Origin of the sequence: Bacillus sp. NTK034 (assembly GCF_017303275.1) — a bacterium.
Classification (GTDB): domain Bacteria; phylum Bacillota; class Bacilli; order Bacillales; family Cytobacillaceae; genus Cytobacillus.
In genome coordinates this window covers 206,955-221,042 of record NZ_JAFKOJ010000007.1, presented here as the reverse complement: position 1 = coordinate 221,042, position 14,088 = coordinate 206,955, and the positions used below count along the sequence as shown (strand labels likewise).

General features: G+C 34.8%; 12 protein-coding genes and 1 pseudogene. 6 read left to right on the top strand and 7 right to left on the bottom strand.

The window, feature by feature from the left end; translation table 11 throughout:
* The first annotated feature begins 226 nt into the window (after positions 1-226).
* A complete protein-coding gene (locus tag JI665_RS19790; protein ID WP_019380971.1) occupies positions 227-1,087 on the top strand; it encodes a cation diffusion facilitator family transporter in 861 nt (286 codons plus the stop codon).
* Positions 1,088-1,174: 87 nt separating this feature from the next.
* Here the strand turns inward: JI665_RS19790 and JI665_RS19785 are convergent, their stop codons facing one another.
* The gene (locus tag JI665_RS19785) at positions 1,175-3,028 is read right to left on the bottom strand and encodes an LTA synthase family protein (RefSeq protein ID WP_019380972.1); all 1,854 of its coding nucleotides are present in this window, start codon (positions 3,026-3,028) and stop codon (positions 1,175-1,177) included.
* 189 nt (positions 3,029-3,217) lie between these two features.
* Here JI665_RS19785 and JI665_RS19780 point away from each other — a divergent pair, with 189 nt between their 5' ends.
* Positions 3,218-4,066: a COX15/CtaA family protein gene (locus JI665_RS19780; protein WP_019380973.1), complete on the top strand. Its 849-nt coding sequence runs from the start codon at positions 3,218-3,220 to the stop codon at positions 4,064-4,066.
* A 100-nt stretch (positions 4,067-4,166) separates the two neighbouring features.
* Positions 4,167-5,042: pseudogene (locus JI665_RS19775) on the top strand (cation diffusion facilitator family transporter).
* A gap of 59 nt (positions 5,043-5,101) precedes the next feature.
* Here JI665_RS19775 and JI665_RS19770 read toward each other — a convergent pair.
* Together JI665_RS19770 and ctaG are read right to left on the bottom strand one after the other, a co-directional pair.
* Entirely contained in the window at positions 5,102-5,500 is a 399-nt protein-coding gene (locus JI665_RS19770; protein ID WP_019380976.1) for a FixH family protein, read from the bottom strand.
* Between the two features lie 57 nt (positions 5,501-5,557).
* Positions 5,558-6,481, bottom strand: a complete 924-nt coding sequence (ctaG, locus tag JI665_RS19765; protein ID WP_019380977.1) for a cytochrome c oxidase assembly factor CtaG — start codon at positions 6,479-6,481, stop codon at positions 5,558-5,560.
* Positions 6,482-6,815: 334 nt separating this feature from the next.
* Between ctaG and JI665_RS19760 the strand changes: the two genes are divergently transcribed.
* Positions 6,816-8,345 carry an alpha-amylase family glycosyl hydrolase gene (locus JI665_RS19760; RefSeq protein WP_019380978.1) on the top strand — a complete coding sequence of 510 codons (1,530 nt, stop codon included), beginning with the start codon at positions 6,816-6,818 and terminating at the stop codon, positions 8,343-8,345.
* Positions 8,346-8,668: 323 nt separating this feature from the next.
* Here JI665_RS19760 and JI665_RS19755 read toward each other — a convergent pair whose 3' ends face one another.
* The 4 genes from JI665_RS19755 to JI665_RS19740 form a co-directional block, all read right to left on the bottom strand.
* Positions 8,669-10,069: a nucleoside recognition domain-containing protein gene (locus JI665_RS19755; protein WP_019380980.1), complete on the bottom strand. Its 1,401-nt coding sequence runs from the start codon at positions 10,067-10,069 to the stop codon at positions 8,669-8,671.
* The gene (locus JI665_RS19750; protein ID WP_019380981.1) at positions 10,029-10,760 is read right to left on the bottom strand and encodes a FeoB small GTPase domain-containing protein; all 732 of its coding nucleotides are present in this window, start codon (positions 10,758-10,760) and stop codon (positions 10,029-10,031) included. The genes JI665_RS19755 and JI665_RS19750 overlap by 41 nt, the downstream gene beginning before the upstream one ends.
* A gap of 1 nt (position 10,761) precedes the next feature.
* A complete protein-coding gene (locus tag JI665_RS19745; RefSeq protein ID WP_019380982.1) occupies positions 10,762-11,004 on the bottom strand; it encodes a FeoA family protein in 243 nt (80 codons plus the stop codon).
* Positions 11,005-11,144: 140 nt separating this feature from the next.
* Positions 11,145-11,882, bottom strand: a complete 738-nt coding sequence (locus JI665_RS19740) for a ZIP family metal transporter (protein ID WP_019380983.1) — start codon at positions 11,880-11,882, stop codon at positions 11,145-11,147.
* Positions 11,883-12,695: 813 nt separating this feature from the next.
* Between JI665_RS19740 and JI665_RS19735 the strand changes: the two genes are divergently transcribed.
* Together JI665_RS19735 and JI665_RS19730 are read left to right on the top strand one after the other, a co-directional pair.
* A complete protein-coding gene (locus tag JI665_RS19735) occupies positions 12,696-13,001 on the top strand; it encodes an ArsR/SmtB family transcription factor (RefSeq protein WP_019380984.1) in 306 nt (101 codons plus the stop codon).
* A gap of 16 nt (positions 13,002-13,017) precedes the next feature.
* Entirely contained in the window at positions 13,018-13,950 is a 933-nt protein-coding gene (locus tag JI665_RS19730; RefSeq protein ID WP_019380985.1) for a cation diffusion facilitator family transporter, read from the top strand.
* Positions 13,951-14,088: the final 138 nt, after the last annotated feature.

Sequence of the window (14,088 nt, the reverse complement as noted above, 5' to 3'; positions counted from 1 at the left end):
CATTTTTATGCTCACTTAATCACATTATCTCATAATCCACATTCAATAAAAGTGACAATAAAGCAACAAATTTATGGCGAAAATATGCACTATATCAATTTCCCCTCAATTACAAACCCCCAAAACTGGACTATTTTCTTTTGGAGAGGGAATAAACGAATTGTAGTTGACTATTATTGGTTAAGATAAAACTAAGTGCTAATTATGTTAAGTGGAGGAACTGCGGATGGAAGAAAATGAAGTGAAAAAAGGAGAAAAAGGTGCCTGGATTAGTATATCAGCATATATACTCTTATCCATTATCAAGCTTATCATGGGGAATTTGGGAAATTCGGAAGCTTTAAAAGCGGATGGATTAAACAATTTAACTGATGTCATTGCTTCTGTAGCCGTATTAATTGGATTAAGGATATCTCAAAAACCGGCCGATGAGAACCATAAGTATGGACATCTTAGAGCTGAAACGATCGCTTCTTTGGTTGCTTCATTAATTATGCTTACTGTTGGTTTGCAAGTAGTGATCGATTCTTTTAGAAATTTATATAATCCTGTTGAAGAAAGACCTGATTTATATACTGGGGCTGTTGCTTTATTTAGTTCTCTTTTTATGTACCTAGTCTACAGATATAATTTGAAGCTATCTAAAAGGATTGGAAGTAAGGCCCTTTATTCAGCAGCACAGGATAACCGTTCCGACGCATTGGTAAGTATAGGCGCTGCAATAGGAATAGCTGGTGCACATCTCGGGTTGAATTGGCTGGATTCCCTCGCGGCAGCAATTGTGGGAATAATTATATGCTTAACTGCCTGGGTAATTTTTAAGGAGGCGGCTCACGATTTAACTGATGGTTTTGAAGTAAAACTCTTGAAGGAAATTGAAGAAACAATCAATCAAACGGAAGGAGTAAAATTTGTTAAAAATCTAAGAGCAAGACTTCATGGAAACCACCCAATAGTAGATGTGACTATTTTTGTTGAACCTTCACTAACCGTTATTCAAAGTCATGATATTACTGTGAAAATTGAGGATAATTTACGTAAGTTTCATAATATCCATCATACTCATGTTCATGTAGAGCCTCACTAGATTAAATTGCCTGATTACTAAGTTCAAAAAAATGAGCCGCCATTACTGACGGCTTATTTCACTTTATGAATTGGATCTACCTTTTGTTTATTTATCGGAAGTATATCCTTTCTGATTAATAAACCTTAACAGATCGCCGTAGATAACTTGATCTGATGCGTTCAATTCCTTTTGCGCCCTTTCAGCATTCTTTTTACAGTTTTGTCCATCAATTTCGAGTGCAGTCTGCTTATCATAGCATCTATTTTTTGTATACAAATATTCTTTAGTAATAAAACTACCGTCTCTGAGAACTGTAAAATTGTCAGGATCTTCGGTAAAAAGATCTGAGCCAAAAGTAACATCCGTTTTATCTTTTATACCCAATAGGTTAAGAATAGTGGGTTTAACATCAATTTGTCCTGATATATTTTCTATAGTCTGTCCTTTATTTATTCCGGGAATATGAACGATCATAGGGACTTTTTGAAGCTGTGTTTCTTGGAATGGAGTAATCTCTTTACCCAGAAATTGAGCCATGGCTTCATTATGATTTGATGAAATCCCGTAATGGTCTCCCATTAGTATGAAAATAGAATTCTCATAAAGCCCTTCTTTCTTTATCATCTCAAAGAACTTTTTCAGAGACTCATCTTCGTATCTTACGGTCGTAAAGTATCGATTTACTGTTCCATCCTCAGAATTCCATTCGGGAATTAGCTCATCCTCTTCCTCTAAGGAAAATGGAAAATGATTTGTTAAAGTAATAAATTTAGCGTAGAATGGCTGCTTTAAAGTCCTTAAATATTGCATTGACTGTGCAAAAAAGATGTCATCTTTAAGACCCCATCCAATCGAGTTTTCTTCAGTAATATCATAGTATTCATCAGAAAAATACTGATTATAGCCTAAGGATTTATACATAACATCCCTGTTCCAAAAACTTTTGTTGTTAGCATGAAAAACTGCAGTGGAGTACCCTGATTGACTTAACAACGAAGGCAACCCCACAAAGGTATTTTGAGAATGTGTGAAGAATACTGCCCCCCTTGGAAGTCCGTAAAGAGAGTTTTCAAACAAAAATTCAGAATCGGAGGTTTTTCCTTGTCCGGTCTGATGATAGAAATTATTAAAATAGTAAGTGTCCGTACTTTTTATCAAACTATTTAAAAAAGGAGTGATTTCCTGGCCTTCAACTTTTTCGTTTATTATAAAGTTTTGAGTAGATTCCATAGAAATAACAAATACATTCTTCCCCTTCGCTATTCCTGCAAGTTCTTCATTGTTTGGTTTTTTAATTGCATTCGCATAATTTACGATTTCTCCTATTTGACTGCTGTCAGCAAAAGCACGATTCATACTTGTTTTTGTCTGCAAGTATGCATCATACAGTTGATAATTAAAGACTCCCAGGTTTTTCACAAGCATATTTCTATCAAATGATCTGGTTAATAACTGGGGTCTTTCAATATTGGCAAGAACTAGATTAGCTGCCATAACGAGTATGGAATAAAATAAAATCTTCCGCTTTTTAATTTTAATTTCACCAAATCGTTTTTTTAAAGGAATCAGAAATCCCAAATCTAATACTAAAAGGATGTCAAGCGGGTTAAGAAGACTGATAATACTGCTCCCCAAATCACTTGCATTGTCAGTTTGGAATAACACTGGAATTGTAATAAAATCATTAAAAAAACGATAGTAAATCAGATTAAAATATAACAATGTGGTAAGGAAGAAATTTGTAATAAAAAGCCTGGATTTAATTCCCTTTTTATTCCCAAATAAACACAAACACAATAAAAATAAAATTGAACCCCCGCAAGCTAACATTAATATGACTTCTTGGATAAAATTTTCAATTTCTAAGCTGAAAGCAAACCGGGTGACAACATATGTTTTTAAAGTTAAGGTTAACCAAATTATCCCTAAATACGAATCCTTTAATTTTTTCCCTTTCATATGGCTAGTCCCCTTTATACTTTTAATACATGTACATCCTCTCATATAGTTATCTATCTTATAATCTATCCCTATTTTTGTCAATTAATCTATAATTATTAACTGTTGAGACTCGTTATGATACATGTTAAGTTTGTATATGTCTTTAATGGGATTATTCATATTTAATAATGTTAGGATGATTATTAATTGAAGAATTTATTTTCTAAACTCACCATACTTTCAACTCTATTTGCACTTATTCTAGGGAATTTAGTTGTTGCTACAAATTCCGGGGATGCGTGTGGCACTGATTGGCCAAAATGTAATGGTCAATATGTTCCTGACTTTACTAAAATTAATATATTAATTGAATATTCACATCGGATATTTACCACTTCTCTCGGTTTTATTTTACTATTGAATGCCATTCTGGTTTCGAAAAAGCTAAAAAAAAGGCATACTAAATCTTGGTGGCCTGCAGTTACTGTAATTTTACTAATCGTTCAATCCCTAGTGGGTGGAATAAATGTAATATTGGGTACCCCTATTGGTTTTACAACCATTGATGTCACAGTGAGCTTGTTATTACTTGTATCAGTTATTTATACACATACCTTATTAGAATCACCAAAAGAAGGGCCTAAAAAAGTTATAAAAAAAAGTGCTCATTATTTATTAATCATAACCTTCATAGAAATAGTAATTGGAGCTTTCTTTAAACATTCTAGGATGAGCGAACTGCTCTATCCTGGTCAAACCGATGCCCTTATCAATAACCGAAATTTTTCACAGATGATTTACTCAATTCACGGTATATTAGGGCTAGCCTCTATCTTAGTGACAGCCTATCTTCTGTTTTTATCCTATAAACACAATAATTTTAAAATCCAATCAACACTGCTAATGTTTTTCTTATTAACCACAGCTATTTTTGGTCTCATTACAAAGATAAGTTTTTTGAGTCCTGTAACTTCATCTATACACATGATTTTTACTATTATATCCATTGCACTCACCTGCTCAATATCAGCTGACAGAAAGGGGATAGGAATTTAAGAAATTTAGTTATGCATGCTGATTAGCTGATTACTAACTTCTAATTGCTTGTTTTAAAAGTTAGGTTTTGGGTATTAACCCTTTTAAAAGGGGGATTACTATGAGCGCAAAAAATAACAAAACACAAAAAAATATGGGGCTGGCTTTCTTTTTGAACTTAGTCTTTACAATAATAGAAATAATTGGCGGTTTTATTACTGGTAGCATCGCTATTATATCTGATGCAGTTCATGATTTGGGGGACTCAATTTCTATAGGAGTGTCTTGGTATCTTCAAAAGAAGTCAGAAAAAGGTGCAGACTCTCATTTTACTTTTGGGCATAAAAGGCTGTCCTTAATGGGTGCACTATTAAATGCAGCTGTCTTATTAGCCGGTTCCATTTATGTTTTATACGAAGCAGGCAAGAGGTTATTTAACCCTGTTAATCCCAACTCGGAGGGTATGCTTTGGCTTGCCATTTTAGGGATTGCAGTGAATGGGTTTGCAGCTTACCGGTTAAAAAAAGGTGATAGCGGCTTAAACCAGAAAATTCTCTCCTGGCATTTAATTGAGGATGTATTAGGATAGGTAGCAGTTCTAATTGTTAGCATTATTTTGTTATTTAAAGATATTCCAATCCTGGATCCACTTTTATCTATAGGGATTACTTTTTACATTCTATACCATGTTATAAAAAACCTAAAGGATACCTTAGGTATCTTATTAGATAAAGCACCTAAGGGAATTGATACCAATATTTTAGAAGAAAAAATTCTGGGAATTTCATCGATTGAAGGTCTTCATCACTTGCATTTTTGGTCCATAGATGGAAAGGAACACGCATTTTCTGTTCATCTTGAAGTGCCAAATGACATGGACAGAGATTCTATTGTTACTATTAAAAATAAAATAAGGGAACATCTAAACGAATTTAAAGTGGCTCATTTTACAATACAATTCGATTATAGTGGAGAGAATTGTGAACAAAAAGAATAGCATGCAACTTATTCAAAAAATGAGGGGGATTTAATATCCCTCTCATTTTTTTCTATTAGTTATTCAGCGACCTCAAGTTCAACTTGAGGCATATTATGCATTCCTCTTGCTGTAACATGCGCTATAACATAATAAAGACCAGGCTCATTAAAGGTCTTTTTTACAAAGTAGGTACCTTCTTCTTTATTTAATTCACCTTTTATTTTTTCATGCTCCTGATCAGGAGCCCCTTCTTTCCAAATTTCAAACTTCATGTCATCTGCATCTGTTACCACTTCTTTTCCCTGGGTTATTTTAGCCTGAATCATTATTTCATCATTGGGCTTTAAGTCTGCAGGAACAGTTTCAACCGATACTTCTATAAGCTCCGGAATTTTTTCTTTGCTTTGTGTTTCGTTTTTATTTGAACAGCCAGCTAAAGTTAAGATTAAAAAAAGCAAAATAATTAATTTCTTCATCAGGTCGATTTTCCTCCAAATTAATAATGATTTTTTTGTTTTGTTCTTAAAACAACTTTAAAATTCCCTATGTTCTGAGTTAAGACTTCTGTTTGTTTCCATTTTATTGATTTTAAAATCTGAGGCTTCCTGATCCTTTCGGTACCATTCAAAAAATGTTGAAGCCAAAACAATCCCTAGAACTACTTCCTGTATAATTTTCATGAGGACTCCTCCAAGTTGCTGGTCCTGAACCAGAGACATTGAATTAAAGATCTCTGGGCCTGTCAATTCCAATCCTGACAGTCTATTAGATGGAACACATAACTTTAAAGCTTCTTGCCAGGCAGCAGGGTTTGAGTAAGTAGCATACAAAGAGGTATCTGCAAAAATAATCAAGGCACATGCGGGGGTTAACAATACTCCTTCAGCAAAGATATAACCCACCTTTTTTAGTCCATTCAGGGTTTGATGTTCTTCAAGCTGGTTGATTAGTGGCCACCACATATTTATTGCTAATAGGAACAGAACAAAGGTATAAGACGCATGAATTATTTTATCGGTTTTAACCATATCAAAAACCATGGGAATATGATAGATAGAGAAAAAACCATTAAAAAGTATTAATCCAATAAGCGGCTTGGTTAATAACATAAAAATCGGTTTTATTCCTGCAACATTTATTAAATTCCTCCAAATCCATTGAGGAATTCCAATTATCAATAATGGAGGAATAATCAAATATAAAATTGCCATCTGAGTCATATGAGCAGAGAACATTAGATGACCAAGCAGATCGACTGGAGCCCCTTTAATAACGTATAAGAGCAGTATCCCCAAAGAAAAAATGATTCCCTGTTTTGTCGTTAACGTCTCACTGTTTTTAAAGTTTCTACGGTAGATAACAGTAATAAGAAAATACATGGTTAATAGCATCAAAAGAAATACCAAAAAATAAGGACTCCAAAGAGCGCGAAAACCAAATATATTTAGTGTCCCCAAAGCACAGCCTCCCCTTTATAAAAAATAATAAGTACAGATCTTTCATGTGTGTCAAATTAGACTAACCATAGAAAAATTTTTAAGATTATGCTTTTCACCATTTCAAATAAAAAATTTAAAAAACCTCCTGCAAAAGGACGTGTCAATATAATTATCTATCTTAATTTTTATAGATTAATGAAAAAACCCTATATTTTTATATGCTCATATATTAAATTAATAGATAGGCTGTTAAAAGACAATCTTTATATTAAAAGTTCTTTTTTTCTTCACAATTCCTTAACAATTGAATATTTACGCTGTTAATTTACAAAATTTAAAAGGAGGAAGTACTATGCTAAAAAAGTTTATTCCCCTATTCCTTATAACTTTTTTTATTCCCCATTGGGTCTCAGCTGAAGCAAATGAAAAAAATGAAAGGAAATGGCAAGATGAAACGATCTACTATATAATGGTTGACCGCTTTAATAATGGAGACATTAAAAATGATTTCAATGTTGATGCTAAAAATCCTGAATCCTATCAAGGCGGAGATTTCCAAGGAATAATAGACAAACTAGATTATCTCAAAGATATGGGATATACAACGTTGATGCTCACGCCAATTTTTAACAATGAAGAAAATGGATATCACGGTTATTGGATTAATGATTTTTATAATACCGAAGAACATTTTGGTTCTTTAAAAACGTTTAAGAGACTTATTAAGGAATCTCATAATCGTGATATGAAAATCATCCTAGAGTTTCCATTCAATAATATTGGTCCTAACCACCCCTGGCTGAAAGACCCCCAAAAACGTGATTGGTTTAAGGGGAATATGGAACCGAAGGTTACAGGTGAAAATACTAAAGAAAATGAGTTCAGCAACCTGCCAGAATTAGATATGAGAAACCCTGAGGTTCAGAAGTACTTGATTGATATAGCGAAATGGTGGATAGCAGAAACGGATATAGACGGATATCAATTAAACTTAATCCAAAATGCACCTGAAAGCTTTTGGGAAAAATTTTCAAAAGAGGTTTATGAGGTAAAAGACGATTTCTATTTAATTGCTGACACAGTTCCAAGTGATTCAAATCCTGACAAATACGAAAAAATGGGTATAAAAAGTTTAATACATGAGGCATTCAGTAAAGAGCTAAGATCAGCATTCTCAAAACCTGACCAATCGCTTGAAAACTTATTCTCAAATCAATTGAAAGCTGACCTTACTGAAGACTCCCCTTATTTAATGGGAAAGTATTTGGATAATCCACATACACCACGTTTTACCAGCGGGGCGGTAAAAAACAATCAGCATCCGGGACCAAGGTGGAAGCTGGCACTTACTTATTTATACACCACACCTGGCGTACCTATTGTGTATTATGGGAGCGAAATTGCATTAAATGGTGAAGAAGAACCTGATAACCGGAAGATAATGGACTTTAGAACTGATAAAGAATTAATTGATTTTATAACTAAGTTAGGAGAACTCCGCCAACAGCTTCCTTCCTTATCAAGAGGACAACTGGAAGTATTATATGAAGACCATGCTGCAGCAGTGTATAAACGAGTCTATAATGATGAAGTGACTGTAACGGTCATCAATAACAGCTCCCGATCAACCACCATTACTTTATCAGCTGAAAAGCTTGGAGGAAAAGACAAAGAGTTAAGAGGATTGTTAGCAGGAGATCTTATTCGTCCAAAAGATAATAAATACATCTTTGTTCCCGAACGGGAGGAAAGTGAAATATATGTACTTAAAGAGAAAACCGGACTAAACATTCCACTTATCTTATCACTGGCAGCTGTTTATACAGCATTTATAATATTTATTATTGCTCTTCGCAAGCGCGCAAAAAAGAAGAAAAACTAATCAGTTGAACTGTTGGAAATGAAATAAAAAGAAGAACAGTCTTTAAAATATAGACTGTTCTTCTTAAAATTCTACATGTTAAGCCTCTGAGTAACCCTCCCTGAAATTATACTTCATCTATTGGCGAAATAGCCAAATTGCTAAAAGAATGAGGAAGAAAAAGCAGGTTAACCCAATGAACATCCACATCCTGCTGTTATTTGATAGGACAAAATATCCTGCTAAAAAACAAGTAAAAGCTAGTGATATTAGAAGAGTTCCTTACCTGATTAACATGTTGGATCTCCTTTTGTAGTGCTCCTTAAGCTATACCGTTACTTGATCTACACCCAATTGAAGATACGAGCTAATTGTGCAATAAGAAAAGTTACAAAAAACGCAATACCAGTAGGAATGATAAAGGACCAAAAAGTCCACTTTGCACTTTTGGTTTCCTTGTATATATTTACAAGTGTAGTGCCACAAGGATAATGCAGTAAAGAGAACAGCATCATATTTAAAGCAGTCAGCCAAGTCCAGCCTTGCTCGATAAAGATTTGTTTTAAATCCTCAATCCCATCTACATCTATTAAAGCACCAGTTGACAGGTAACCCATTAATAGGATGGGCAACACGATTTCATTAGCAGGAAGTCCAATTAAAAATGCCATTAAAATATATCCGTCTAGACCAATCGCCTGGCCAAGCGGGTCTAAAAATTGAACAATATGAAGCAGTATACTTGTATCTCCTGCCTGAATGTTTGCAAGTACCCATGTTAATATGCCTGCTGGAGCGGCGACTTTAACCGCACGGACTAAAACAGACCAGGATTTATTCAAAGAAGCACGAATAACTGTATCAAAGAATTTAGGTTTTCTGTAAGGAGGCAACTCCAAAGTGTAGTGAGTTGGCACGCCCTTCAATGCCGTTTTGGCTAGAGTCCAGGATACAAAGAATGTTATAATTATCCCGAAAAGCACGATCCCCACAATAACTGAAGTCGTAACAATTGACTTCATTCCACCGGTAAAACCTGTCGCCATAAAGAGTGAGGCCAAAACAATTAAAGTACCCCATCTACCGTTGCAAGGGACAAAATTATTTGTTAATATAGCCAGCATCCTTTCCCGGGGAGATTCGATAATCCTCGATGACATAATTGCTGCAGCGTTGCAGCCGAACCCCATCGCCATTGTCAGTGATTGCTTTCCGTGTGCCCCTACCGTTTTAAACAGCCGATCCATATTAAATGCTACACGTGGCAGATAACCGTAGTTTTCAAGCAATGCAAAGGTCGGAAAGAAAATGGCCATGGGTGGAAGCATTACGCTGATTACCCAGCTCGTTCCACGGTAGAGACCCAATACCAAAACTCCATGAAGCCAATTAGGGGCATTTAATTCAGTGAAAAATAAGGTTAAATACGCTTCCACCCAGCCAAAGAATTCAGCAAGCATGGACGAAGGGATATTTGCTCCTGCAATTGTTAAATAAAACACAACACCCAGCATAACCAACATGATTGGAAATCCAAATACAGGGGAGGTAAAAATTGCATCTAATTTTTCAGTTCTGTGGTCAAATCTATTTTTTGTAAATGAGACACCTTCTTTTACTAATTGATGGCTTTTTCTATATAACTGCTCAACTATTTGGTCACGTATCTGTGTCGAGGAAAGAAGATCTGCCTGCTGGAACAATTCATTTAATGCCTGTTTTTGTTTTGTGGATTGTAGTTCCATTGATCAAAACCTCCCTGTTTCTGGCCTTTTCTACGATTTGTTCAAATAGTTCTCTGTCTCCGTCTAATAACCTTAAAGAAAGCCATCTTGCAGATATATCATTTCCAACAGTTTTCTCAATCATAGGCTCCAAGATTTTTATTTTTCTTTCAGTCTCCTTATCATATTTCATTTGAAAAGGAGTGCACTGAATGGCTCCCGAAATAACTCGGCTCATAGTATCAAGAAGCATCGGTATCCCCGTCTTATTTCTTGCAGAAATTTTAATTACCGGTATGCCTAACCTCCTCATTAGTAATTTTTCATTAATATTAATTCCTAATTTCTCTGCCTCATCAATTAAATTAATACAAATGATTACTCGATCAGTCATCTCCAGTACCTGCAAGGCCAAATTTAAATTTCTTTCAAGAGCAGTAGCGTCCAAAATAACAATGGTGATATCGGGATTCTCAAACACAATATAATCTCGAGCGATTTCTTCGTCTAAGGAATTTGAATAAAGTGAATATGTGCCGGGTAAATCAACAATTTCATATTGATCATTTTTATAAGTGTATACACCCTTTTTCATGTCCACGGTTTTTCCTGCCCAATTTCCAGTATGTTGTTTTAGTCCTGTTAGTGCATTAAATAAGGTGCTTTTGCCTGTGTTCGGGTTGCCGCAAAGAGCAATTCGAAAGTTACCCATGCTAAACCAACTCCCCTAAAATTTTGTGACTTTCCTCTTTCCTTAAGGCTATAGAAGTGTTGCTTACCCGAAAAGCAACAGGGTCCCCCAATGGGCTTTTTCTTAGCACTTCGACATTTGCCCCCGGAACAAATCCTAAATCGAGTAGACGTCTCCTCATTATTCCTTCTATGTTTAAATCAGTTATTCTGATAATGTCCCCTTTTTCTCCTTCAAATAAAGAGAGTTTTTTAGACAACCCCATATTTTTTTCCCCCCTGCTTGTTTTTTTCCCTAACGCAACTTTTAGTATTATAATATGAATATATTTTCATGTTGTCAAATTTATTTTGAAAAATAAAAAAAACTGCCATCTCCATGACAGTTTTGATTGGGCTGATCTATTTAATGTCCTATGGGTACCAAAATAAAAAATAAGATTATAAGAAGTGCTCCTAATAAGGTTATGGATAGCACTTTAATTTTCGACAGGTGGAAGGAATGTTTCCAAAGTACCTCATAGATTGTTACATAACTTAATGTACCTATGGCGGTTCCGTTTAAAATAGTAGTAAACTTCTCAGATGGCGATTGCCACTCCAGTCCCCCTAAAGCATTCAAACTGACCGCAAGCGATAGGATAAAGCAAAAAACCCCAAAAATAAATAAGTTCATTTCTGTATATATGAGGGTCCCCATTAGAATAACTCCCTCAGGAATATGATGAAGAAAAACTGCTGCTAATAATATTGACGGATTGACAACCTGTTGCTGGACATTCATACCAAATGCTAACCCTGTAGGAATGCTGTGGAGAAATAATGCCGTAAAGAGTAGGAGGAACATTCCCGAGTCACGTTTGAAACGATTTTTGGTTTTATGGATTAATCCTTCCATTGCAATCATAGAAAATACACCTAATGAAATTCCAGCAAAAACTCCGATAAAATCTAAATGTTTAAGTGTTTCTGGAAGGAGTTCAAATCCAATCAAACCGATTAGTATCCCGCTGCAAAATATATTAATGTAATGGCTATTCAGCTTTAGTGTATGACAGATTAGCCACGTAAGCCCTCCTCCAATCAGAGTTCCAAAGAAAATAATTAAGAAAACATTTACAATTACCGCTAAATCACTGTTCATTAAAGAACCCCCATGTATGTTTGTACAAGTATATTCATAGAGTATTTAAATAAGAATTCATTAAAAATATAGAAAATGGAATAAGTATCAGAGATTTTCATTGACAGTATTTTCTTTTTTGTATAGGATTTATATGAGTATTTATTCATATACTTGTGACAAATTCGGGTTTTTTATGATTTATGATGCAGTTTTCTTAGATTTACTCTTATAGTCTTCTTTATTAAAATCTTCTTTCGCCTTCTTAACCTGGTTTAGTAATTAGGTGGCATCCCTAAGGGTTTCTTAATAAAATAAGATACTAAGGTTTTCAGTTGTCAATTCAGTTTAACTCTCGAGTGAACAAGGTAAATAAAGAAAAAGAAAATTTTTAGAACAAATCACTGCTCTTTCCAAGCAAAAGTATAGATTTCACAACAGGTGCATTTAACAATATGAGGATTCCATCATTTGCGAGGTGACTTCGACCAGGTTTTTAAATCCACCCTTCACAATATAGGATTTCTTAAGATGAATTGCATTGATTGTTGGTACCACAGCATCAGCAATTGATTAAAAAGTCACTATTAATTGATCAATCTTCTTTTAGTGTCATCAATATAAACTGTGCTACAGATTTTCGTCCATTTTTTAAAAGGAAAGATTACACTTTATTGAAAAATCTTATACATATACGATGATCCTCTTTAGAGGTAGCATATTTGTTGGCCTCCCCTGGTAGCGGTCCCCTTTTGTTATAATATGGAAATGGGGTTAAAAGTTTGTATTATTATATAAGAATAAGAACAAAATAATTAAAAGGTGGAAATATAAATGAAGCAACAGGAACATACGTTTTTATCAACTCAGACAGTGGATGAAGCCTCTAGGATTTTTAAGGCACTAGGAGATCCCACACGAATTAAAATTCTATACTTATTATCACAAGAAGAGTGCTCGGTAAGCCATATAACCGAAGTCTTGGAAATGACTCAATCTGCAGTCTCCCACCAGCTTAGTTTACTTAGAAAGCTAAGGCTTGTTAAATACAGACGCGAAGGAACTACGCTCTTTTATACATATGATGATGAGCATGTCATCACGGTGTTAAATCAAGTTATAACCCATATTAAATGTTAGAATAGGAGGATTATTAATGGGACATCACCACGACCACGGACATGGTCACTCACACGGACATAACCAATTTGAAGAATCACGAGAAGGAAATAAAAAAGGATTAATCATTGCTCTGATTATTACAACGGGCATTATGATTTTAGAATTTTTCGGAGGACTGATTACCAATAGTTTAGCTCTACTCTCAGATTCAGGCCATATGTTGAGTGATGCAAGTTCACTGTTTTTGAGTTTAATTGCTATCTGGTTTGCTTCTAGGCCCCCATCCCCTCGCAAGACATATGGATTCTACAGATTCGAGATCTTAGCTGCATTGTTTAATGGAGTTACTCTTTTTGTAATAGCTGGCTTTATCGTCCGGGAAGCTTATGGCAGATTCTTTGAACCACCAACTGTTGCAAGTGGATCAATGATGCTGATTGCTTCTATAGGCCTAATCGCTAATTTGATTAGTGCCTGGTCCTTAATGCGGAAAGGAGATGTGAAAAATAATGTTAATTTAAGAAGTGCCTATTTGCATGTTCTGGGAGACGCTCTAGGTTCTATTGGTGCAATTATTGCAGGAATATTAATGCTATTGTTTGACTGGTATGTAGCAGATCCTATTATCTCTGTTTTGGTTGCTTTATTAATATTGAAAAGTGCCTGGGGAATTATAAAACATTCTGTTCATATTTTAATGGAAGGAACACCAATCACTATTGATCAAGAGAAAGTGAGAGAGGCTTTAACTGAAATTGATGGAGTCATTAATATTCATGATCTCCACATATGGACCATTACTTCCGGACTTGATTCACTTAGCTGCCATATCCTTATCGATGATAACAGAGACAGCCAGGAAATACTCCAACAAGCAATTAGCAAAATAAATGAAACCTTTCAAATTGAACACACTACAATACAGGTAGAAACTTCTTCTATTGCTCATAATGAGTTGAAAATATAGACAGTTAAAAATACAACTTCTAAGCCAAGAGCCTTTCTTCTTGGCTTTTTATAGTGTGTTTGGGGAAATAAAGAATTCAGGTAATAGTTAATTGAATTATTTAAAAAATATTTCTTCGTTTATAACCTTTTAAGTGGC